Below are 24,076 nucleotides of genomic sequence, written 5' to 3' on the forward strand. Positions count from 1 at the left end.
GATCAGGCGCATTGAATACAGCCTGACCGTCAACGGTATTGGAGGAAGACGTTGTCTCGCCCGAACTGGTCACGCAGGGCTTGAATCAATGCATCCGCCGGGTCGATGCGCCAGGTCTCGCCGAACTGCAGCAAGGCCTTCGCATCGGGGCTGGTGTACTCCATGGTAATCGGGCACGCGCCACGGTGGCGCTTGAACAGCTCACCCAGCCAGCGTAGCTGATCGCCTTTCAAATCCTTGGTCCGCAGCTTCAAACGCAGGCTTTCGGCGAGGTTGGTGCGCGCGTCTTCCATGCTCATCACCCGTTTGACCCGCAGGCGCAGACCGCCGGAGAAGTCGTCGTTGCTGACCTCGCCTTCAACCACCACCATGGCGTCAGTCTGCAACAGCGACTGCGCGGAATGAAACGCCTCGGCGAACAACGAAGCTTCGATCCGCCCGGAGCGGTCGTCAAGGGTGATGAAACCCATCTTGTCGCCCTTTTTGTTCTTCATCACCCGCAGCGCGATGATCATTCCCGCCACCGTCTGCGTATCCCGCGCCGGCTTCAGGTCGATAATGCGCTGACGGGCGAAACGACGGATCTCGCCTTCGTATTCGTCGATCGGGTGACCCGTCAGGTACAGGCCAAGGGTATCTTTCTCGCCTTTCAGGCGTTCCTTCAAGGTCAGCTCTTTGGCCTTGCGGTGATTGGCATAAACGTCAGCGTCTTCCTCGACAAACAACCCGCCAAACAGGTCGGCATGGCCGCTGTCATGGGTGCGAGCAGTTTGCTCGGCGGCCTTGATCGCCCCTTCCATCGCGTTCAACAAAACGGCGCGGTTCTGGTCGATGCTCGCTTGGTAGGCTTTCGGTTCGTCATGGAAATGCGGCCCCAGACGATCCAGCGCGCCGCTGCGGATCAAACCGTCGAGGGTGCGCTTGTTGATGCGTTTGAGGTCGACACGGGCGCAGAAATCGAACAGGTCCTTGAACGGCCCGTCCTGACGCGCTTCGGTGATCGCCTCGACCGGGCCCTCACCGACACCCTTGATCGCGCCGAGGCCATAAATGATCCGGCCTTCTTCATTCACTGTGAATTTGAATTCCGAAGTATTCACATCCGGCGCGTCGAGACGCAGCTTCATGGTGCGAATTTCTTCGATCAAGGTCACGACCTTGTCGGTGTTGTGCATGTCCGCCGACAGCACCGCCGCCATGAACGGCGCCGGGTAGTGCGTTTTCAGCCACGCGGTCTGGTAGGACACCAGGCCATACGCGGCGGAGTGAGACTTGTTGAAACCATAACCGGCGAATTTTTCCACCAGGTCGAAAATGTTACCGGCCAGGTCAGGCTCAATATTGTTGGCGGTGCAGCCTTCAATGAAACCGCCACGCTGTTTGGCCATTTCCTCGGGTTTTTTCTTACCCATGGCCCGACGCAGCATGTCCGCACCGCCGAGGGTGTAACCGGCCATGACCTGGGCAATCTGCATCACCTGTTCTTGATACAGGATGATGCCGTAAGTCGGTGCCAGCACCGGCTTCAGGCCTTCGTACTGGTAATCCGAGTGCGGGTATGCGAGTTCGGCGCGCCCGTGTTTACGGTTGATGAAGTCGTCAACCATGCCCGATTGCAGTGGGCCCGGACGGAACAGGGCCACCAGTGCGATCAAGTCTTCCAGGCAGTCGGGCTTGAGCTTTTTGATCAGCTCCTTCATGCCGCGCGACTCGAGCTGGAACACTGCGGTGGTTTCAGCTTTTTGCAGCAGTTGGTAAGTCGGCTTGTCATCCAGCGGGATGAACGCGATATCCAGCGGCGGCTCGTCAACCTTGGCGCGGTCGCGGTTGATGGTTTTCAGCGCCCAGTCGATGACGGTCAGCGTCCGCAGACCGAGGAAGTCGAACTTCACCAGGCCGGCGGCTTCAACGTCGTCCTTGTCGAACTGGGTCACCAGACCGTCACCGGCCTCGTCGCAGTAGATCGGCGAGAAGTCGGTCAGCTTGGTCGGCGCGATGACCACGCCACCGGCGTGCTTGCCGACGTTACGCACCACGCCTTCGAGCTTGCGGGCCATTTCCCAGATTTCCGCGGCTTCTTCATCGACCTTGATGAAGTCACGGAGGATTTCTTCCTGTTCGTAGGCTTTTTCCAGGGTCATGCCAACTTCGAACGGAATCATCTTCGACAGACGATCCGCCAAACCGTAGGACTTGCCCTGTACCCGCGCCACATCGCGGACCACCGCCTTGGCGGCCATGGACCCGAAGGTGATGATCTGGCTCACCGCGTTGCGACCGTATTTTTCGGCCACGTAGTCGATGACCCGGTCACGACCGTCCATGCAGAAGTCGACGTCAAAGTCGGGCATGGACACCCGTTCCGGGTTAAGGAACCGTTCGAACAGCAGGTCGTATTCCAGCGGGTCGAGGTCGGTGATCTTCTGCACATAGGCCACCAGCGACCCGGCACCCGATCCACGACCCGGGCCCACTGGCACGCCGTTGCTCTTGGCCCACTGAATGAAGTCCATCACGATCAGGAAGTAACCGGGAAAGCCCATCTGGATGATGATATCCAGCTCGAAATTCAACCGGTCGACGTAGACCTGGCGCTTGGCGTCGTAGTCTTCGGTGGTGTCCTTGGGCAACAACACGCTGAGACGATCTTCCAGACCGTCGAACGAGACTTTGCGGAAATACTCGTCGATGGTCAGGCCATCGGGGATCGGGAAATTGGGCAGGAAGTGCGTGCCCAGCTTCACTTCAATGTTGCAGCGCTTGGCGATCTCGACGGTGTTTTCCAGCGCTTCAGGAATGTCGCTGAACAGCTCGGCCATTTCCTCGGCCGTCTTGAGGTACTGCTGATCGCTGTAATTCTTCGAGCGCCGCGGATCGTCGAGGGCTCGGCCCTCGCCGATGCAGACGCGGGTTTCGTGAGCGGCGAAGTCTTCCTGCTTGATAAAGCGCACATCGTTGGTCGCGACCAACGGCGCACCGATTTTCTCGGCCAGGGCCACAGCGCCATGCAGTTGTTCTTCATCGTTGGGCCGGCTGGTGCGCTGGATTTCCAGATAGAAACGGTCCGGGAACACCGCCATCCATTCACGCGCCAGTTTTTCCGCTTCAGCCGGATTACCACTGAGCATGGCCAGGCCGATCTCGCCCTCTTTTGCTGCCGACAGCATGATCAAGCCTTCGCTGGCCTCGGCCACCCACTCACGCTCGATGATCACCGAGCCATTGCGCTGGCCGTCGATGAAACCGCGCGAGATCAGCTCGGTCAGGTTGCGATAGCCAACCGCGTTCATCGCCAACAGGCTGATCCGGCTGAGGGCGTTGTCCGGGTCCTTGTTCGACAGCCACAGGTCGGCGCCGCAGATCGGCTTGATGCCTGCGCCCATGGAAGCTTTATAGAATTTGACCAGGGAACACATGTTGTTCTGGTCGGTGACCGCCACGGCAGGCATGTTCATGCCGACCAGGGTCTTGACCAGCGGCTTGATCCGCACCAGACCGTCGACCAGGGAATATTCAGTGTGCAGGCGTAGATGAACGAATGAAGCCGGCATAGTGATCCTGTCTGTGAACGTAAAGACAACAAGGCCCGGATTGTACCGGGCCTTGGCAAAAACATCAGCCTCGCGACTAACTCTCGATCAGACTTTCCCGAGCCTCGTACGCCAGCCGAACCGGGGCGAATGAGCGGCGGTGAATCGGGGTTGGCCCCAAGCGGGCCAGCGCTTCCAGGTGAACGCGCGTCGGGTAGCCTTTGTGGCCACCGATGCCATAACCCGGGTAAATCAGTTCGAATGCAGCCATCTCGCGGTCACGGCTGACCTTGGCCAGAATCGAGGCAGCAGCAATGGCCGGCACCTTGCCGTCGCCCTGCACCACCGCTTCGGCGCGCATCGACAGTTTCGGGCAGCGGTTACCGTCGATCATCGCCAGTTTTGGCTGAATGTGCAGGCCTTCGATCGCGCGCTGCATCGCCAACATGGTGGCGTGGAGAATGTTCAGTTCGTCGATTTCTTCGACTTCGGCGCGAGCGATGCACCAGCTCAGGGCCTTCTCGCAGATTTCGTCATAAAGCTTTTCGCGGCGGGCTTCGGTGAGTTTTTTCGAATCGTCCAGACCGAGGATCGGCCGGTTGGGATCTAGAATCACCGCCGCTGTCACCACCGCCCCACACAGCGGGCCGCGACCGACTTCGTCGACGCCGGCCACCAGTGCTTCGACTTCGGCGACCAGGGTGAAATCGAGGCCCATCTGTTGTGCTTTCGTCATGGTGTTTTGCCGATCAGATTCAGTACCGCGTCAGCTGCCTGATTGGAGGCATCCAGTCGCAAGGTACGGTGGATTTCGTCGAAGCCGCGAGTCTGCTCTTCGCCACCTTCGATCAGGGGCGACAACGTTTGGGCCAGCGCTTCAACCGTCGCATCGTCCTGCAACAACTCGGGCACCAAAAGACGTTCGGCCAACAGGTTCGGCAACGATACGTAGGGGCTCTTGACCATGCGCTTGAGTATCCAGAACGTCAGCGGCGCCAGACGATAGGCGACAACCATCGGACGCTTGTACAGCAACGCTTCAAGGGTAGCCGTTCCGGAAGCAATCAACACCGCGTCGCAGGCGGCGAGCGCCAGGTGGGATTTACCGTCCAGCAGGGTCAGCGGAAGATCGCGACCGGCGAGCAACTCTTCAAGCTGCACGCGGCGCTGGGGGCTGGCGCAAGGAATGACGAACCGCACACCGGGGCGCAGGGCGCGCAAACGCTCGGCGGTATCGAGGAACAACGCGCCCAGGCGCCCGACTTCGCCGCCACGACTGCCCGGCATCAGCGCAACCAATGGCCCATCCGGCAAACCGAGCTCGGCGCGTGCGGCGCAGCGATCAGCCTCCAGAGGAATGGCATCGGCCAGGGTGTGCCCGACAAATCGCACCGGAACGCCCTTCTCTTCATAGAATTTTGCTTCAAACGGGAACAGCGTCAGCATCAGGTCACAGCCTTCGCGGATCTTCAGCACTCGCTTCTGTCGCCACGCCCAGACCGACGGGCTGACGTAATGCACGGTCTTGATCCCGGCCTGACGCAGCTTGAGTTCGATGTTGAGGTTGAAGTCCGGCGCATCGATACCAATGAACACATCCGGCTTCTCGGCAATCAGGTCGGCGATCAGCTGCTTGCGGCGCTTGAGCAATTCGCGCAGTCGACCCAGGACTTCGACCAGGCCCATGACCGACAGGCGTTCCATCGGGAAATACGAGGTCAGGCCTTCAGCCTGCATCAGCGGACCGCCGACGCCGATAAACTCGACCGCCGGGTGCTGAACCTTGAGCGCACGCATGAGACCGGCGCCCAGAATGTCACCGGAAGCCTCACCCGCCACCAGCGCAATACGCAGATTAGCCATGATTAACGTGTGATGCCGCGGGTCGAAGACTGGATGGAGTCGCGGAACACCGCCACTTCCGGAAACTGCGCCGAGGGCTCGGCCAGTTCGGTGAGTGCCTGTTCAACCGTCAGGCCCTGGCGGTAAACCACCTTGTAGGCACGACGCAGGGCATGGATCGCGTCTTCGCTGAAACCACGGCGGCGCATGCCTTCGAAGTTCATGCTGCGCGCTTCGGCCGGGTTGCCGAATACGGTGACGTAAGCGGGAACGTCCTTGCCGATGGCAGTGCCCATGCCGGAAAAACTGTGGGCGCCGATGTGGCAATACTGATGAACCAGGGTAAAACCGGAGAGGATCGCCCAGTCCTCAACGTGCACATGGCCGGCCAACGCCGTGTTGTTGACCAGGATGCAGTGGTTGCCGATGACGCTGTCATGGCCGATGTGGGCATAGGCCATGATCAGGTTGTGATCGCCCAAAGTCGTTTCCGCACGGTCCTGGATGGTCCCGCGATGAATCGTCACGCCTTCACGGATGACGTTATGGTCACCGATGACCAGGCGGGTTTCTTCACCTTTGTATTTCAGATCGGGCGTGTCCTCGCCTACCGAAGAAAACTGGTAGATGCGATTGTGCTTACCGATTCGGGTCGGGCCTTTGAGAATTACATGCGGCCCGATCACTGTCCCCTCGCCGATTTCCACACCTGCGCCGACGATCGACCAAGGGCCGACCTCAACGCCGTCGGCCAGAATGGCCGTCGGATCGATGATTGCGCGAGGGTCAATCAAACTCATACTTTTTGTTCCGCGCAGATGATCTCGGCAGAGCAGACTGGCTTGCCGTCTACCGATGCCTGGCACTCAAACTTCCATATCTTGCGCTTGCAGCTAATGAAGGTTGCTTCAAGGATCAACTGATCGCCTGGCTTGACCGGCTGGCGGAAACGCAGTTTGTCGGAGCCTACGAAGTAATACAGGGTGCCATCAGCCGGCTTCACGTCGAGCATCTTGAAGCCAAGGATCCCGGCAGCCTGCGCCATCGCTTCGATGATCAGCACGCCCGGCATGATTGGATGCGCAGGAAAGTGACCATTGAAGAACGGTTCGTTGATGCTGACATTCTTGTAGGCGCGAATGCGCTTGCCTTCCACATCCAGATCCACGACCCGGTCCACCAGCAGGAACGGGTAACGGTGAGGCAGGTATTCGCGAATCTCGTTGATGTCCATCATTTCGGGAGGAAGCCTATGTAAAGATTGGGAACGCGCGACTGACGCGCGCTCCTCTAGCAAATCAAGGAGGCAGTCTAGCGGCTGTGCACACTTGATATGGAAATGGTATCAGCCATCTGATGAAGCATTACCGTCAGGGGTCACGTCCCCAACGCGCTTTTCCAGCTGTCGCAGTCGTCGCGCGATGTCATCGAGCTGACGGATACGTGCCGCGCTTTTGCGCCATTCGGCTGCCGGTTGCATGGCTGTGCCGGAAGAGTAAGAGCCCGGCTCGGTAATCGAGTGGGTCACCATGGTCATCCCGGTGATGAAAACCTTGTCGCAAATTTCGATATGCCCCACCAGCCCAACGCCACCGGCGAGCATGCAATGCTTGCCGATCTTGGTGCTACCGGAAATACCTACGCAGGCCGCCATGGCGGTGTGGTCACCGATCTGGACGTTGTGGGCAATCTGAATCTGGTTGTCGAGCTTGACGCCATTGCCAATCACGGTATCGGCCAGCGCGCCGCGGTCAATGGCGGTGTTCACGCCAATTTCCACATCGTCACCGACCAGCACACCACCAATCTGGGCAATTTTCTGCCATACGCCTTTCTCGTTGGCAAAACCGAAACCTTCGCCACCCAGAACGGCACCGGATTGAATCACCACGCGCTTGCCGATACGCACGTCGTGATACAGCGTGACTTTCGGGGCCAGCCAGCCACCCTCGCCAATCTCGCTGCGGGCGCCCACGAAGCAATGCGCGCCAACGGTCACACCCGCACCGATACGCGCTGCGCTTTCGATCACGGCAAAAGCACCTATGCTCGCTGCCGGGTCAACCACCGCGTCCTCCGCCACTACCGCTGTCGGATGAATACCGGCAGCCGCCTTGGGTTTGGGATCGAACAAGTGGGATACGCGTGCATAAGCCAGGTATGGGTCGGGCACGATCAGCACATCACCGACAAAACCTTCAGCGTCAGCGGCCTTCAGCAACAGGGCTGCGGCCCGGCTGTCCGCCAGGTATTTACGGTATTGAGGATTTGCCAGAAAGCTCAACTGAGCTGGGCCAGCCTCTTGCAAAGTGGCTAGCCCAGTAATTTCCTTCTCCGGGTCGCCACGTAAAGTGGCGCCGAGGAACTCGGCCAACCGGCCGAGTTTTATGGTCGCTGTCATGGATTACTTCAGCTGATTCATGCGCTCGATAACCTGGCGAGTGATGTCGTACTGAGGCTTGACATCAATGACTGCGCCACGCTCGAAGACCAGGTCAAAAGCACCTTTCTTGATGACTTCTTCCACAGCGCTGTCCAGTTTCGGCTTGAGCTGCTTCAGCATTTCACGGTCAGCAACGGCTTTGGCTTCGTTAAGTTCCTTGGACTGGAACTGGAAATCGCGGGCCTTTTGTTTGAATTCGAGTTCCAGACGCTCACGTTCGCCTTGCTGCATCTTGTCGCCGCCGGCCATCAGACGGTCCTGGATACCCTTGGCACTGCTTTCCAATGTCTTGAGTTTGGTCAATTGCGGACCGAACTTCTTCTCGGCATCCACGGCGTATTTCTTGGCCGCGTCGGATTCGAGCAGCGCCATCTGATAGTTCAGAACGGCGATTTTCATGTCGGCAAAAGCCGGACCTGCTACCAGAACGGTCGCCAGGAGAACCAATTGAGTCAACTTACGCACGATGCACTCCTACAAAATCCATTGTCGTTATCTTGGGTCAGACACTTAGAACGTCTGGCCGAGGGAGAATTGGAACACTTGGGTTTCAGCTTCATCCGGTTTCTTGATCGGCATGGCCAACGCGAAACTCAGAGGACCGAGTGCGGTGACCCATGTCACGCCAACACCTACGGAACTGGCCATGTTGCTCAGGCTAATGTCGTTGCACTGCGTATTGGACTTCGAACCGTCGGCATTCGTCGGCGACTTGCACTGCGAGTCGAACACGTTACCCACATCCCAGAATACCGAGGTGCGCAGGGAACGTTGGTCCTTGATGAACGGCAGCGGGAACAGAACCTCAACACCACCCTGGATCAGGACGTTGCCACCGAACGGCAGCGGGTCCTGGTCCGGATCGACCGCGGTGCCCGGGTTGCGCCCTGTACTTGGTGTACTGCGAGGACCCAGGGTGCTGTCCTTGAAACCACGAACCGAGTTGAAACCACCAGCATAGTAGTTTTCATAGAATGGCAAGCCATCGGTCGAACCATAACCGTCGCCATAACCCAGCTCGGTATGCAGGCGCATGGTGTAGTTTTCGCTCAGCGGCTGGAACAACTGGCCACGGTAGTCGAGCTTGAAGAACGACAGGTCGCTGCCCGGCGTTGTGGTTTCCAGCACGAGGCTTTGGGAGTGACCACGGGTCGCCAGCACGCCTTTGTTCAGGGTCGACTCGGACCAACCGGCCGACGCCTTGAAGTTCAGGTAGTTGTCGCCTTCCTTGTTAACGAAGTCGAAGATCTCGTCAACGGTGTACACACCCGTCTTGATTTTGTCCTGTTGCGCGGTCAGGCCGAAGGTCAGTCGCGAGGTTTCGCTGATCGGGTAACCGACGCTCACGCCCGCACCCAGGCTGTCTACGGCATAGCTGGCCACGTCGACGTCGAGGTCTTTGTAGTCAGTGGTGCGATAGAACGCGTTGTAACCCAGGCTCACACCGTCAGCAGTCCAGTACGGGTCGACATAACCGAAGTTATAGCGGCTCTGGTATTCACTGCGGGTCAAGCCGATGCTGACCTTGTTACCGGTACCCAGGAAGTTGTTCTGGGTGATCGAACCACCGAGGATCAGGCCGGCACTCTGTGCGAAACCGACGCTGGCGGTAATCGAACCGGAAGCTTGTTCTTCAACGCTGTAGTTCACGTCAACCTGGTCATCGACACCCGGTACAGCCGGGGTTTCGACGTTGACTTCCTTGAAGAAGCCCAGGCGTTCAAGACGGGTCTTGGACTGGTCGATCAGGTAGGTCGAAGCCCAGCCACCTTCCATCTGACGCATTTCACGGCGCAGCACTTCGTCTTCGGACTTTGTGTTGCCGCGGAAGTTGATGCGGTTGACGTAGGCACGCTTGCCCGGGTCGACAGCGAACGTGATATCGACAGTGTGATCGTCATCGTGCGGCTGAGGCACGCCATTGACGTTGGCGAAGGTGTAGCCCTCGTTACCCAGGCGACGGGTGATCAGTTCGGACGTGGTGGTCATCAGCTTGCGCGAGAACACCTGGCCTTTCTGTACCAGAAGCAACGACTTGACCTGGTCTTCAGGGACTTTCAGGTCACCACTGAGCTTGACGTCACGGACGGTGTACTTCTCGCCTTCGTTGACGTTGACAGTGATGTAGACGTGTTTCTTGTCCGGGGTGATGGACACCTGGGTCGAAGCGATATCCATGTTGATATAGCCACGGTCCAGGTAGTAGGAACGCAGGCGCTCCAGGTCACCGGACAGCTTCTCACGAGCATACTTGTCGTCGTTCTTGAAAAACGACAACCAGTTGGTGGTCTTGAGTTCGAACAGGTCGATCAGGTCATCGTCAGGGAAGACCGTGTTACCCACCACGTTGATGTGCTGGATAGCCGCGACGGTGCCTTCGTTGATGTTGACCTTGAGGCCGACACGGTTGCGCGGCTGCGGCACCACTTCGGTATCGACGGTCGCCGAGTAGCGACCCTGCGCGACGTATTGGCGCTGCAGTTCGTTACGGACACCTTCGAGGGTGGCGCGCTGGAAGATTTCGCCTTCGGCCAGACCGGATTGTTTGAGGCCCTTCATCAGGTCTTCAGTGGAGATCGCCTTGTTACCTTCGATCTCGATACTGGCGACCGAGGGGCGCTCGACTACCGTAATGACCAGGACGTTGCCATCACGGCCCAGCTGGATATCTTGAAAGAACCCGGTTTTGAACAGCGCACGAGTGGATTCCACCAGGCGACGATCATCCGCCTGTTCACCGACGTTCAACGGCAAGGCACCAAAGACGCTACCCGCGGAGACCCGCTGGAGGCCATTGACGCGAATATCAGAGATAGTGAAGGACTCGGCGTGAACTTCGGCGATCATCAATACGGTGAGAACCGCAGTTAGCAGCAGACGTTTCATGAAGTCCTTTCTTATTCCAACTGGCAATAAACAAACTGCCGCAAAATGCGGCAGATTCGCAATTCAGCGAAGTGTTACAGACGACCCAAATCATTGACCAGAGCAAGCAACATCACCCCGACCACCAAACTGATGCCGATCTGTATCCCCCAACCCTGCACCCGATCCGACAAGGGACGACCACGCGCCCACTCGATCAGATAAAACAACAAATGCCCCCCATCCAGTACAGGAATGGGCAACAAATTCAGAACTCCCAGGCTAATACTCAGATAAGCAAGGAAATTCAGGAAATCAGCGACGCCCGACTGGGCAGAAGCGCCCGCCACTTTAGCAATGGTTATCGGTCCACTCAAGTTTTTTACCGAGAGCTCGCCGAACAACATTTTCTTGAGCGAATCGAGGGTCAGTACGCTCATGGTCCAGGTGCGTCGAGCACCCTCGCCAATCGCCGCCAAAGGCCCGTAACTGACCTCGCGAATCATCTCCGGCGGCCAGTCGATCGCTTTCACACCGGCACCTAGGTAACCCGTAGGCGCTTTGCTCTCGCCACGTGCGGCCAGGGTGACAGGGACGTCGATTTGAGCACCATCGCGGTCGATGCGCAGCAGAATTTTGGTATCCGGACGCGTACGAACGGTGTCGACCACCTGCTGCCAGTCATCCAGTGCCTTGCCATCCAGCGCCAACAAGCGGTCACCGGTTTTCAGACCCGCCGCCTGCGCCGGGCCTTTCGAGTCCAGCTCGGCCAGAACCGGTGGCAACGCCGGACGCCATGGGCGGATACCCAGCGAACGAATCGGATCAGGTTCGTCGGCACCTTTGAGCCACTTATCCAGCATCAGCTCACGCGGCGAATCCGCCGTCGAGCCCTGCTCACGGACCAGCACCTGGAGGGAACCGCTCTCGCCGAGACGGCGGACCAGTTGCAGGTTCACTGCGCTCCAGCCAGTCGTCGGCTCGCCATCGATGGCGACAATCTCTTGCCCCGCGGCCAAACCGGCCTTCGCGGCGATGCTGCCGGATTCGACGGCACCAATGACAGGGCGCACTTGCTCGCTGCCGAGCATGGCGAGCACCCAGAAAAAAATCATCGCCAGTAAGAAGTTGGCGATCGGCCCTGCGGAAACGATAGCGATGCGCTGACGCACGGATTTGCGATTGAAAGACTGATCGAGCTGATCGGCAGGCACTTCACCTTCGCGCTCGTCGAGCATCTTCACGTAGCCACCCAGCGGAATCGCGGCGACGACGAATTCGGTGCCTTTCTTGTCGTGCCAGCGCAGCAGCGGCATCCCGAAGCCTACGGAGAAACGCAGCACTTTGACCCCACAGCGACGTGCGACCCAGAAATGGCCGAATTCGTGGAAGGTGACCAGCACACCCAGGGCTACCAGGGTGCCGACAATCATATAGAGCGCGCTCATCTACTTTCTCCGCAATCCTATCCAGTGCTGCATGGGCCAACGTATTGCAGCACTCAACGTCCGTGACGACTCAACCATTGCCCGGCCAGAACCCGCGCTTTCGCGTCAGCCGTGAACACCGCCTCGAGATCATCCACCACAACCACAGGTTCGAGATTCAAGACTTCTTCGATGATACTCGCGATTTCCAGATAACGAACCCGCCCGTCGAGAAACGCCGCCACCGCAACTTCGTTCGCAGCGTTGAGCATGGCTGGCGCGCTATTGCCCGCTTCAGCAGCCTGACGCGCCAGGCGCAGGCACGGGAAGCGCTGTTCATCGGGCGCCTGGAAGTCCAGACGCGCGATGGCGAACAGGTCCAGCGGCGCAACACCCGAATCGATACGTTCCGGCCAGGCCAGGGCGTTGGAGATCGGCGTGCGCATGTCCGGATTGCCCAACTGGGCCAGCACCGAACCGTCGATGTAGTCGACCAGCGAATGAATCACGCTTTGGGGATGAATCACCACTTCCACCTGGGATGGCTTGGCATCGAACAGCCAGCAGGCCTCGATCAGTTCGAGCCCCTTGTTCATCATGCTCGCCGAATCCACTGAGATCTTGCGCCCCATGGACCATGTCGGATGGGCACACGCCTGATCAGGGGTAACGTCGACCAGTTCGGACAAAGGTGTCTGTCGGAACGGACCGCCAGAGGCTGTCAGCAAAATCCGACGCACTCCCACCACGCCGAGTCCACGGGAAAAATCCTGCGGCATGCACTGGAAAATCGCGTTGTGTTCGCTGTCGATCGGCAACAGCACCGAACCGCTTTTGCGCACGGCCTGCATGAACAGCGCACCGGACATCACCAGTGCTTCTTTATTGGCCAGGAGAATTTTCTTCCCGGCTTCAACCGCTGCCAGGGTCGGACGCAAGCCCGCCGCGCCGACGATGGCCGCCATGACCGTATCGACTTCAGGATCGGAAGCCACCTGATACAGGCCCTCCTCCCCCACCAGCACGCGAGTTGACAGGCCTGCTGCACGCAAATCGTCCTGCAACACCCGAGCGGCGCTCTGCTCTGGCACAACTGCGAACTGCGGCGCATGGCGCACGCACAGCGCATGCAACTCGCTCAGACGCGTGAAGCCGCTCAGGGCAAAAACCTGATAACGCTCAGGATGACGAGCAATCACGTCGAGGGTGCTCAGGCCGATCGAACCGGTCGCCCCGAGAACGGTAATCCGCTGAGGGCGGCTCACGGTGCCGCCATCCACAGCAGCACAGCGAACACCGGAATCGCGGCGGTCAGGCTGTCGATGCGATCGAGCACACCGCCGTGACCGGGCAACAGGTTACTGCTGTCCTTGATCCCCGACTGGCGCTTGAACATGCTTTCGGTGAGATCGCCCACCACCGAGATGAACACGATCACAGCCGCCCCGATCAACCCTTTGAACAGCTCGGCCACCGTCCAATCGCGAACCAGGCCGACCATCACGGTGATCACGAGGCTCAGCGCGAGGCCGCCATACACGCCTTCCCAGCTCTTCCCGGGGCTGACCAGCGGCGCGAGTTTGCGCTTGCCGAACGCCCGACCGGAAAAGTAGGCACCGATGTCGGCGCCCCAGACCAGCACCATCACCGCCATGATGAGCAAGTTGCCCAAGGGATAATGTTTGATCTCAACCAGACCCTGCCAGGCCGGCAACAGGACCAGCAGACCGATCACCAGCTTGGTTGCGGCACTCGACCAACGCTCGCTGGATCGCGGGTACGTCAGCACCAGATACGTCGCCACGGCCCACCACAGCACCGAAGCGCCCAGCACCCAGGGCGCCAGCCCCGGCATGATGTACATGACAAATAACATCAGCGCGACCACTGCCGCATAGGCGACGCGGATCGGTTGAGCCTCGAACCCCGCCAGGCGCGCCCATTCCCAGGCGCCAAGGGTCACGACCAGCCCGATGAACAGTGCGAAACCAGAGCCTTCGAGCAGGAAAAACCCGCACAAGGCGATCGGCAACAGGATCAGCGCAGTGATGATTCGTTGTTTAAGCATTAAACCCGGGCTCCAGCCTCGACCTGCTCGCTCGTTTTACCGAAGCGACGCTGGCGAGAAGCGAAATCGGCCAGCGCATTGCGCATGGCATCGTGTTTGAAGTCCGGCCAGAACAGGTCGGAGAAGTACAACTCGGCGTACGCCAGCTGCCACAGCAGGAAGTTACTGATGCGGTGCTCGCCACCGGTTCGGATGCACAGGTCCGGCAGCGGCAGGTCACCGGTGGACAGGCAGGTCTGCAACAGTTCCGGGGTGATGTCTTCCGGACGCAGATGACCGGCCTGCACTTCCCGCGCCAGGCGCTGGGCGGCTTGCGCGATGTCCCACTGCCCGCCGTAATTGGCCGCGATCTGCAGGACGAAGCGGTTGGCGCCCGCCGTCATGGCTTCAGCCTCGCGCATGGCAGCCTGAAGCTCAGGATGGAAGCGCGAACGGTCGCCAATAATGCGCAAACTGATGTTGTTGTCGTTGAGGCGCTTGGCCTCTCGACGCAATGCCTTGAAGAACAGGTCCATCAAGGCACTGACTTCTTCGGCCGGACGCTGCCAGTTCTCACTGGAGAAGGCGAACAGGGTGAGTACCTCGACCTTGGCCTCGGCACACACCTCGATCACCGCACGAACGGCATCCACACCCGCTTTATGCCCGGCAACACCGGGCATAAAGCGTTTTTTCGCCCAGCGATTGTTGCCATCCATGATGATCGCGACATGGCGCGGCACCGCGGACGGCGCAACCTGCTTGGTCTTTTCCATGAACACGCGACCCTTATACGGCCATCAGGTCCGCTTCTTTTGCCTTAGTGGCGGAGTCGATATCCGCCTCGGCCTTGTCAGTCAGCTTCTGGATATCGGCGGCGGCACGACGCTCTTCGTCTTCGCTGATTTCCTTGTCCTTCACCAGCTTCTTCAGATCACCCAACGCATCGCGGCGGATATTGCGTACCGCCACACGAGCGTCTTCAGCAGCGCTACGTGCCTGCTTGGTAAAACCTTTGCGGGTCTCTTCGGTCAGCGCCGGCATGGAGATCAGCAGCAGCTCACCGAGGTTGGTTGGGTTGAGGTTCAGACCGGCGCTCTGGATAGCCTTGTCGACAGCGCCGAGCATATTGCGCTCGAAAGCCACGACTTGCAGGGTGCGGGAGTCTTTTACGGTGATGTTGGCAACTTGGGTGATGGAGGTGTCTGTGCCGTAGTACGGCACCATCACGCTACCCAGAATGCTTGGGTGTGCCTTGCCAGTGCGAATCTGGCCGAATGCATGGCTCAGAGAATCCAGGGATTTCTGCATGCGCTCTTGGGCGTCTTTCTTGATTTCGTTGATCATTGTTGGCCTTCCTCGATCAGGGTCCCTTCAGCGCCGCCGTGCACGATGTTCAGCAGGGCGCCGGGCTTGTTCATGTTAAATACGCGCAACGGCATCTTGTGGTCGCGGCACAGGCAAATAGCGGTCAGATCCATCACGCCCAGCTTGCGATCCAGGACTTCATCGTAGGTCAGATGATCGAACTTCTCGGCATGCGGGTCTTTGAATGGGTCAGCGGTGTAAACGCCATCGACCTTGGTCGCTTTCAGCACGACGTCGGCGTCGATTTCGATCGCACGCAAGCAGGCTGCCGAATCCGTGGTGAAAAACGGATTGCCGGTACCGGCCGCGAAGATCACGACTTCCTTGGCGTTCAGGTGGCGCATGGCTTTGCGGCGGTCGTAGTGATCAGTCACGCCAACCATGGAAATGGCCGACATCACGATGGCCGAGATATTGGCACGTTCCAGAGCATCGCGCATGGCCAGGGCATTCATCACAGTGGCCAGCATGCCCATGTGGTCGCCGGTGACCCGATCCATGCCGGCCGCGCTCAGCGCTGCACCGCGGAACAGGTTGCCGCCGCCGATCACCAGACCGACCTGGACACCGATGCCGACCAGCTGGCCAACTTCCAGCGCCATGCGGTCCAGAACTTTCGGATCGATCCCGAACTCTTCCGAGCCCATCAGGGCCTCGCCGCTAAGCTTGAGTAGAATGCGTTTATAGCGAGCCTGATAACCACTGCCCTGCTGAGCCATTGCGAATCTCTCCTGCGGCGTATTTTAAAAATTCTTTGCGAGCTGTTTACAGCTGGCGTTCACTCTAGCTTGGCGCTGCTTCAGCGCCATCGGAACATGGCTTTGTAAGCCAGTTCCAACAGGAAACCAATTAAAAATTGGTGCCCCATTTGAAAAGAGGCTGCGCGCGTAAGCGGGCAGCCTCTTCAGGGCGACAGTTAAAAAACTGTCTTATTGCTTGCTGGCAGCCAGTTGGGCAGCAACTTCTTCAGCGAAGTTGTCTACTGGCTTCTCGATGCCTTCGCCCACTTGGAAGCGGGTGAAGGAAACGATTTCAGCGCCGCCTTTCTTGGCCAGGTCGCCAACGGTCAGTTCAGGGTTCTTCACGAACGGCTGGTTGACCAGGCTGGCTTCAGCCAGGAACTTGCTGATACGACCGGCAACCATTTTTTCAACGATTTCGGCTGGCTTGCCTTTGATCTTGTCTTCGTTGAGCGTCAGGAAAACGCCTTTTTCGCGCTCGATGGCTTCAGCGGAAACTTCTGTTGGCAGCAGGAACTCAGGGTTGCTGGCTGCTACGTGCATCGCGATGTCCTTAGCCAGCTCGACGTTGCCGCCTTTCAGGGCCACGACCACGCCGATCTTGTTGCCGTGCAGGTAAGAACCTACAACGTCAGCTTCGATACGCGCCAGACGACGGATGTTTACGTTCTCACCGACTTTACCAACCAGAACCAGACGATCGGCTTCTTGAGCAGCGATCAGCGGAGCGGCGTCAGTCAGTTTGTCAGCGAAGCCTTTCTCGACGCTGGAAGCGACGAAGTTCTTGAAGTCGTCTTGCAGGGCCAGGAAGTCGGTCTGCGAATTGACTTCAATGATGACAGCAGCTTTGCCGTCTTCCTTGATGCCGATCGCGCCTTCAGCAGCGATGTTGCCTGCTTTCTTGGCAGCCTTGATGGCGCCCGAAGCACGCATGTCATCAATGGCTTTTTCGATGTCGCCGTCAGCCTTGGTCAGGGCTTTCTTGCAATCCATCATGCCTTCGCCGGTACGCTCGCGCAGTTCTTTGACCAACGCTGCAGTAATCTCTGCCATTTCAAAATTCCTCTTGGATAGGTTTTCAACCATTCCACCCGATCGAACGGGCGTTCAATTCTTCCCGAACCACCCTTGTTAGCAGCTGCAAGTTACAAACGCTGTAAATGCGCCACCGGACAAATGGTTTTCGAGGTGGCAAAAAGGGGGCCAAGCCCCCTTTTTGCTTACTGAGTCAACGCCAAGGCGTCAATTACTCAGCTGCAGCTGCCGGAGCTTCTTCGACGAACTGCTCGGTGCCACCAGCAACGTGGTTGCGACCGCGGATGACTGCGTCGGCCATCGAACCCATGTACAACTGGATAGCGCGGATTGCGTCATCGTTGCCTGGGATGATGTAGTCAACGCCTTCCGGGCTGCTGTTGGTATCGACTACGCCGATAACCGGGATGCCCAGCTTGTTGGCTTCGGTGATCGCGATGCGCTCGTGATCAACGTCGATAACGAACAGTGCGTCTGGCAGACCGCCCATGTCCTTGATACCACCCAGGGAACGATCGAGCTTCTCAAGATCGCGAGTGCGCATCAGCGCTTCTTTCTTGGTCAGCTTGGCGAACGTACCGTCTTCGGCTTGCACTTCAAGGTCACGCAGACGCTTGATGGAAGCACGGATGGTTTTGAAGTTGGTCAGCATGCCGCCCAACCAGCGGTGATCGACGTACGGCGAACCGCAACGTGCTGCTTCTTCAGCAACGATCTTGCCAGCGGAACGCTTGGTGCCGACGAACAGAATCTTGTTTTTGCCCTGGGCCAGGCGCTCTACGAAAGTCAGAGCTTCGTTGAACATTGGCAGGGTTTTTTCAAGGTTGATAATGTGGATCTTGTTACGCGCGCCGAAAATGTACTTACCCATTTTCGGGTTCCAGTAACGGGTCTGGTGACCGAAGTGCACACCGGCCTTCAGCATATCGCGCATGTTGACTTGGGACATGATAGTTCCTTAATAAGTCGGGTTTGGCCTCCACGTATCCCAATGACCAACCAGCAGCATCAGCTGAAGGCACCCAGGTCATCGTGTCGACACGTGTGTGGATTTAAGCCTCTCGGGGTATCCCCGGAAAGCGGCGCATTTTATATCACAAGGCTCGCAAAAACGGAACCCGGATTCTGAATTCCTGACGCGCGCCTTTATCTGCGCCCTTGGAATCGCCCAAGAATGCGCTTATCTATTGAGAGTCTATAGAGAGAAGCGATGCACAGAGGCTCAGATTTGCCCTGATCGTCTGTTAGAATCGCGTTTTTCAGGGCCGCGAAGATTGCTTGCGCACCGCCCATTCCGATTTAGTGAAGCGCCAACGAGCGCAGAGAGAGCCTGTATGACCGTCAACCTCAAGACCCCAGAGGACATCGCAAAGATGCGTGTCGCCGGCAAACTCGCCGCCGATGTGCTGGAAATGATTGCCGAACATGTCAAGCCGGGCATCACCACCGAAGAGCTGGACCGCATCTGCCACGACTATATCGTCGACGTACAGAAGGCCATTCCCGCCCCGCTCAACTACAAAGGCTACCCGAAGTCGATCTGCACCTCGATCAACCACGTGGTCTGCCACGGCATCCCGAACGAGAAGCCGTTGAAGGATGGCGACACCCTGAACATCGACGTCACCGTGATCAAGGATGGCTTCCACGGCGACACCAGCCGCATGTTCCATGTCGGCACCGTGCCGGTCTGGGCCGAGCGCCTGTCGCAAATCACCCAGGAATGCATGTACAAGGCCATTGAAATCGTTAAACCCGGCTGCCGCCTGGGTGACATCGGCGAAGTGATTCAGAAGCACGCCGAAAAGAACGGTTTCTCGGTGGTTCGCGAGTTCTGCGGCCACGGCATCGGCAAGGTGTTCCACGAAGAGCCGCAGATCCTGCACTACGGTCGCGCGGGCACCGGCATGGAACTGAAGGCCGGCATGACCTTCACCATCGAGCCGATGATCAACCAGGGCAAGGCCGACACTAAGGTATTGGGCGACGGCTGGACCGCGATCACCAAGGACCGCAAGTTGTCGGCGCAGTGGGAACACACCCTGGTGGTGACCGACACCGGTTACGAAATCTTCACCCTGCGCAGCGATGACACCATCCCGCGCGTTTCGGCCTGATCCGCGCCGTTCCCAACCTGTCCCCAGCCTATAGAAAGGAAAGCCAATCGATGCCGCAGGTGGACCCCGAACTCTTCGACCGTGGCCAGTTCCAGGCTGAACTGGCCCTGAAGGCCAGCCCGATCGCGGCTTTCAAGAAGGCCATCCGCCAGGCCCGCGAGGTGCTCGACGGGCGCTTCCGCAGCGGCCGCGAGATTCGCCGGCTGATCGAGGATCGCGCCTGGTTCGTCGACAACATCCTGCAAAAGGCCTGGGAGCAGTTCAACTGGAGCGAAGACGCCGACATCGCGCTGGTCGCAGTGGGCGGTTACGGCCGCGGTGAGTTGCACCCCTACTCCGACATCGATTTGCTGATCCTGCTGGACAGTGCCGACCATGAGATTTTTCGCGATTCCATCGAGCGTTTTCTGACGCTGCTGTGGGACATCGGCCTGGAAGTCGGTCAGAGCGTTCGCTCCGTGGATGAATGCGCCGTGGAAGCCCGTGCCGACCTCACGGTGATCACCAACCTGATGGAAAGCCGCACCATCGCCGGCCCCGAGCGTCTGCGCCAACGCATGCTGGACGTCACCAGCACCGCGCACATGTGGCCGAGCAAGGACTTCTTCCTGGCCAAGCGTGCCGAGCAGAAAGCCCGGCACCACAAGTACAACGACACCGAATACAACCTGGAACCCAACGTCAAAGGTTCGCCCGGCGGACTGCGGGATATTCAGACCATTCTGTGGGTGGCCCGCCGCGAGTACGGCACCCTGAACCTGCGCGCACTGGCGGGTGAAGGTTTCCTGGTCGAGAGTGAAAACGCATTGCTGGCCTCCTCCCAGGAATTCCTGTGGAAGGTTCGGTATGCCTTGCACATGCTCGCCGGTCGCTCCGAAGATCGTTTGCTGTTCGATCATCAGCGCTCGATCGCCGGCCTGCTGGGCTTCGAGGGTGATGACGCCAAGCAAACCATCGAAAACTTCATGCAGCAGTATTACCGGGTGGTCATGAGCATCGCCCAGCTCAGCGACCTGATCATCCAGCACTTCGAAGAAGTCATTCTGGCGCCGGAAGATGAAGCGCCGCCGCAGCCGATCAACTCGCGGTTCCAGTTGCACGACGGTTACATCGAGGCGCGCAACGACTACGTATTCCGCCGCACGCCGTTTGCGATGCTCGAAATCTTCGTGTTGATGGCCCAGCAGCCCGAAATCAAAGGCGTGCGCGCCGATACCATTCGTCTGCTGCGGGAAAACCGCCATCTGATCGACGACGATTTCCGTAACGATATTCGCAACACCAGCCTGTTCATCGAACTGTTCAAGTGCAAGATCGGCATTCACCGCAACCTGCGGCGAATGAACCGTTACGGCATCCTCGGGCGCTACTTGCCGGAGTTCGGCTTCATCGTCGGGCAGATGCAGCACGACCTGTTTCACATCTATACAGTCGACGCGCACACCCTGAACCTGATCAAGCACCTGCGTAAGTTGCAGTACACGCAAGTGTCGGAAAAATTCCCGCTGGCCAGCAAGCTCATGGGCAAGTTGCCCAAGCCTGAGCTGATTTACCTGGCGGGGCTGTACCACGACATCGGCAAGGGCCGGCATGGCGATCACTCGGAAATCGGCGCGGTGGATGCCGAGGCCTTTTGCCAGCGCCATCAACTGCCCGCGTGGGACAGCCGCCTGATCGTCTGGCTGGTGCAGCACCACCTGGTGATGTCGACCACCGCCCAGCGCAAGGACTTGTCCGACCCGCAGGTGATCCACGATTTTGCTCAGGCGGTCGAGGACGAAACCCGTCTCGACTACCTGTATGTGCTGACCGTCGCCGACATCAACGCGACCAACCCGACGCTGTGGAATTCCTGGCGCGCCAGCCTGTTACGCCAGCTCTACACCGAAACCAAGCGCGCATTGCGTCGCGGCCTGGAAAACCCGGTTGACCGCGAAATGCAGATCCGCCAGACCCAGAGCGCCGCGCTCGATATTCTGGTGCGCGGCGGCAACGATCCGGACGACGTCGAACAGTTGTGGTCGCAGCTAGGCGATGACTATTTCCTGCGCCACACCGCCGGCGACGTCGCCTGGCACTCTGACGCGATCCTGCAGCAGCCGGCGGACGGTGGTCCGCTGGTGCTGATCAAGGAAACCACCCAGCGCGAGTTCGAGGGCGGTACGCAGATTTTCATTTATGCACCGGACCAGCACGACTTCTTCGCCGTGACAGTGGCGGCGATGGACCAGTTGAACCTGAACATCCACGACGCCCGGGTCATCACCTCCAGCAGTCAGTTCACCCTCGACACCTATATTGTGCTCGACACCGACGGCGACTCGATTGGCGATAACCCGACGCGGGTCAATCAAATTCGCGAAGGCCTCACCGAAGCGCTGCGCAACCCGGACGATTACCCGACGATCATTCAGCGTCGCGTACCGCGCCAGCTCAAACATTTCGCATTTGCGCCCCAGGTGACGATCCATAACGACGCCCAGCGCCCGGTCACTGTACTGGAGCTCAGCGCCCCGGATCGGCCGGGTTTGCTGGCGCGGATCGGCACGATTTTCCTCGAGTTCGACCTGTCGCTGCAGAACGCCAAGATTGCGACCCTCGGCGAGCGCGTGGAAGACGTGTTCTTCATTACCGACGCCCACAACCAGCCGTTGTCCGACCCGCTGCTGTGCAGCCGTTTGCAGGATGCGATCGTCGAACAGCTGACGGTCAGTAACGAGCCCGGAATCAAATTGTCGCGAATCAGTATCTAACTCAACTAATTCCCTGTGGGAGCGGCTTGCTCGCGAATGCGGTTTAACATTCAACATTTATGTCGACTGACGCCTCGCATTCGCGAGCAAGCGCGCCCCCACATTGAACAAGGCACCTCATGAACAACGCGTTGTCCCAACTCCAGCCCTACCCGTTCGAGAAACTCCGCGCCTTGCTTGGCAGCGTCACGCCTAACCCCGACAAGCGCCCGATCGCCCTGTCCATCGGTGAACCGAAGCACCGCTCGCCAAGCTTTGTTGCCGAGGCCCTGGCCAACAATCTGGATCAGATGGCCGTCTACCCGACTACCCTCGGGATTCCGGCCCTGCGCGAAGCCATCGCCGCGTGGTGCGAACGCCGCTTTAACGTGCCCAGCGGCTGGCTCGACCCGGAGCGCAACGTGCTGCCGGTCAACGGCACCCGCGAGGCGCTGTTCGCGTTCACCCAGACCGTGGTCAACCGTGGCGACGACGCCCTGGTGGTCAGCCCGAACCCGTTCTATCAGATCTACGAAGGTGCAGCGTTCCTCGCCGGCGCCAAGCCGCATTACCTGCCGTGCCTGGACGAAAACGGCTTCAACCCGGATTTCGATGCGGTTTCCCCGGACATCTGGAAACGCTGCCAGATTCTGTTCCTCTGCTCTCCGGGCAACCCGACCGGCGCGCTGATCCCTGTCGACACCCTGAAGAAGCTGATCGCCCTCGCCGACGAATACGATTTCGTGATCGCCGCCGACGAGTGCTACAGCGAACTGTATTTCAACGAAGAAACACCACCGGCCGGCCTGCTCAGTGCCTGCACGCAACTGGGCCGCAAGGATTTCAAACGCTGCGTCGTCTTCCACAGCCTGTCCAAGCGCTCCAACCTGCCGGGCTTGCGTTCGGGTTTTGTGGCGGGTGATGCCGAGATTCTCAAAGGCTTCCTGCTGTACCGCACTTATCACGGTTGCGCGATGCCGGTTCAAACTCAGTTGGCGAGCGTTGCTGCGTGGAATGACGAAGCGCATGTGCGCGCCAACCGTGACTTGTACCGCGAGAAATATGACGCCGTGTTGGCCATTCTCAGCCCGGTGATGGACGTGCAGCGTCCGGAAGGCGGTTTCTACTTGTGGCCGAATGTTGAAGGCGATGACGAGGCGTTTTGCCGCGATTTGTTCGTCGAAGAATATGTAACGGTAGTGCCAGGCTCCTACCTGTCCCGTGAAGTTGATGGTTTCAACCCTGGCGCGGGCCGTGTGCGCCTGGCGCTGGTTGCACCGCTGGCTGAATGTGTTGAGGCGGCAGAACGTATTCGCAACTTCATCCAGCGTAACAATTAATTAACACGGTGGGAGCAGGCTTGCTCGCGATGGACGTGAACGATACCGGGTCGAGCCTGGTACCCCGCGCTATTCTCATCGCGGGCAATCGTGCGTCGAACGGCTGCTCCCTCAGGTTTTGCGCGCTACCTGACAGGTCATGGCATAATCCTTCACCTTTTTTTTCCAGCACCTGTCCAGCAACGTAAAGGGGGGCGATTCCTTGACCGTTTCAAGTAAAACGTTGCACCTTTTCGGCATCAAGGCTTGCGACACCATGAAAAAGGCGCGCACCTGGCTCGACGAACACGCTGTCAGCTATGACTTCCATGATTACAAAACGGCCGGAATCGACCGTGAACACCTGACCCAATGGTGCGACGAGCACGGCTGGCAAGTGGTGTTGAACCGTGCAGGCACGACCTTTCGCAAGCTCGACGACGAACGCAAAGCCGATCTCGACCAGCCGAAAGCCATCGAACTGATGCTCGCACAACCCTCGATGATCAAGCGCCCGGTGCTCGATCTCGGTGACCGAACCCTGATTGGCTTCAAGCCAGATATCTACGCGGCGGCGCTCAAGTAAGCCTGCCCGTTCAATTTTGTTAGAG

Annotated in this window: 20 protein-coding genes; 4 read left to right on the forward strand and 16 right to left on the reverse strand. The window is 58.8% G+C overall.

What is annotated here, in order from left to right:
- Positions 1-29: 29 nt before the first annotated feature.
- The 16 genes from dnaE to rpsB form a co-directional block, all read right to left on the reverse strand.
- Positions 30-3,551, reverse strand: coding sequence for a DNA polymerase III subunit alpha (gene dnaE, locus ACYZT4_RS15190; RefSeq protein WP_461980900.1), 3,522 nt, complete (start codon positions 3,549-3,551; stop codon positions 30-32).
- Between the two features lie 76 nt (positions 3,552-3,627).
- A complete protein-coding gene (rnhB, locus tag ACYZT4_RS15195) occupies positions 3,628-4,266 on the reverse strand; it encodes a ribonuclease HII (RefSeq protein ID WP_461980902.1) in 639 nt (212 codons plus the stop codon).
- Positions 4,263-5,393, reverse strand: coding sequence for a lipid-A-disaccharide synthase (gene lpxB, locus ACYZT4_RS15200; protein WP_461980904.1), 1,131 nt, complete (start codon positions 5,391-5,393; stop codon positions 4,263-4,265). The genes rnhB and lpxB overlap by 4 nt, the downstream gene beginning before the upstream one ends.
- A gap of 2 nt (positions 5,394-5,395) precedes the next feature.
- Positions 5,396-6,172 carry an acyl-ACP--UDP-N-acetylglucosamine O-acyltransferase gene (gene lpxA, locus ACYZT4_RS15205; RefSeq protein ID WP_461980906.1) on the reverse strand — a complete coding sequence of 259 codons (777 nt, stop codon included), beginning with the start codon at positions 6,170-6,172 and terminating at the stop codon, positions 5,396-5,398.
- Complete coding sequence (gene fabZ / locus ACYZT4_RS15210; protein ID WP_008028982.1) at positions 6,169-6,609, reverse strand: 3-hydroxyacyl-ACP dehydratase FabZ; 441 nt, start codon at positions 6,607-6,609, stop codon at positions 6,169-6,171. Before fabZ ends, lpxA begins: the two co-directional genes overlap by 4 nt.
- 108 nt (positions 6,610-6,717) lie before the next feature.
- The gene (lpxD, locus tag ACYZT4_RS15215; protein WP_461980908.1) at positions 6,718-7,773 is read right to left on the reverse strand and encodes a UDP-3-O-(3-hydroxymyristoyl)glucosamine N-acyltransferase; all 1,056 of its coding nucleotides are present in this window, start codon (positions 7,771-7,773) and stop codon (positions 6,718-6,720) included.
- Between the two features lie 3 nt (positions 7,774-7,776).
- Complete coding sequence (locus ACYZT4_RS15220) at positions 7,777-8,280, reverse strand: OmpH/Skp family outer membrane protein (RefSeq protein ID WP_008028980.1); 504 nt, start codon at positions 8,278-8,280, stop codon at positions 7,777-7,779.
- A 45-nt stretch (positions 8,281-8,325) separates the two neighbouring features.
- On the reverse strand, positions 8,326-10,701 hold the full coding sequence (bamA, locus tag ACYZT4_RS15225; RefSeq protein ID WP_461980910.1) for an outer membrane protein assembly factor BamA: 2,376 nt from the start codon (positions 10,699-10,701) through the stop codon (positions 8,326-8,328).
- 74 nt (positions 10,702-10,775) lie between these two features.
- Positions 10,776-12,128 (reverse strand): sigma E protease regulator RseP, encoded by a 1,353-nt coding sequence (rseP, locus tag ACYZT4_RS15230; RefSeq protein WP_461980912.1) that lies wholly within the window; start codon positions 12,126-12,128, stop codon positions 10,776-10,778.
- A gap of 53 nt (positions 12,129-12,181) precedes the next feature.
- A complete protein-coding gene (gene ispC, locus ACYZT4_RS15235; RefSeq protein ID WP_461980914.1) occupies positions 12,182-13,372 on the reverse strand; it encodes a 1-deoxy-D-xylulose-5-phosphate reductoisomerase in 1,191 nt (396 codons plus the stop codon).
- Positions 13,369-14,175: a phosphatidate cytidylyltransferase gene (locus ACYZT4_RS15240; RefSeq protein ID WP_461980916.1), complete on the reverse strand. Its 807-nt coding sequence runs from the start codon at positions 14,173-14,175 to the stop codon at positions 13,369-13,371. Before ACYZT4_RS15240 ends, ispC begins: the two co-directional genes overlap by 4 nt.
- The gene (gene uppS, locus ACYZT4_RS15245; protein WP_461980918.1) at positions 14,175-14,930 is read right to left on the reverse strand and encodes a polyprenyl diphosphate synthase; all 756 of its coding nucleotides are present in this window, start codon (positions 14,928-14,930) and stop codon (positions 14,175-14,177) included. The genes ACYZT4_RS15240 and uppS overlap by 1 nt, the downstream gene beginning before the upstream one ends.
- Positions 14,931-14,943: 13 nt before the next feature.
- Positions 14,944-15,501, reverse strand: a complete 558-nt coding sequence (gene frr / locus ACYZT4_RS15250; protein ID WP_461980920.1) for a ribosome recycling factor — start codon at positions 15,499-15,501, stop codon at positions 14,944-14,946.
- A complete protein-coding gene (gene pyrH / locus ACYZT4_RS15255; RefSeq protein ID WP_003172271.1) occupies positions 15,498-16,241 on the reverse strand; it encodes a UMP kinase in 744 nt (247 codons plus the stop codon). The genes frr and pyrH overlap by 4 nt, the downstream gene beginning before the upstream one ends.
- A 210-nt stretch (positions 16,242-16,451) precedes the next feature.
- Complete coding sequence (tsf, locus tag ACYZT4_RS15260; protein WP_461980922.1) at positions 16,452-17,315, reverse strand: translation elongation factor Ts; 864 nt, start codon at positions 17,313-17,315, stop codon at positions 16,452-16,454.
- A gap of 193 nt (positions 17,316-17,508) precedes the next feature.
- On the reverse strand, positions 17,509-18,246 hold the full coding sequence (gene rpsB / locus ACYZT4_RS15265) for a 30S ribosomal protein S2 (protein WP_007907989.1): 738 nt from the start codon (positions 18,244-18,246) through the stop codon (positions 17,509-17,511).
- Positions 18,247-18,631: 385 nt separating this feature from the next.
- Between rpsB and map the strand changes: the two genes are divergently transcribed.
- From map to ACYZT4_RS15285, 4 genes are all read left to right on the forward strand, one after another.
- Positions 18,632-19,414, forward strand: a complete 783-nt coding sequence (map, locus tag ACYZT4_RS15270) for a type I methionyl aminopeptidase (protein WP_461980924.1) — start codon at positions 18,632-18,634, stop codon at positions 19,412-19,414.
- A gap of 50 nt (positions 19,415-19,464) precedes the next feature.
- Positions 19,465-22,167, forward strand: coding sequence for a [protein-PII] uridylyltransferase (locus ACYZT4_RS15275; RefSeq protein ID WP_461980926.1), 2,703 nt, complete (start codon positions 19,465-19,467; stop codon positions 22,165-22,167).
- Positions 22,168-22,286: 119 nt separating this feature from the next.
- Positions 22,287-23,486, forward strand: coding sequence for a succinyldiaminopimelate transaminase (gene dapC, locus ACYZT4_RS15280; RefSeq protein ID WP_461980928.1), 1,200 nt, complete (start codon positions 22,287-22,289; stop codon positions 23,484-23,486).
- 256 nt (positions 23,487-23,742) lie between these two features.
- A complete protein-coding gene (locus tag ACYZT4_RS15285) occupies positions 23,743-24,051 on the forward strand; it encodes an arsenate reductase (protein WP_231986532.1) in 309 nt (102 codons plus the stop codon).
- The last annotated feature ends 25 nt before the right edge of the window (positions 24,052-24,076 follow it).

The organism is Pseudomonas sp. GB2N2, assembly GCF_054897705.1.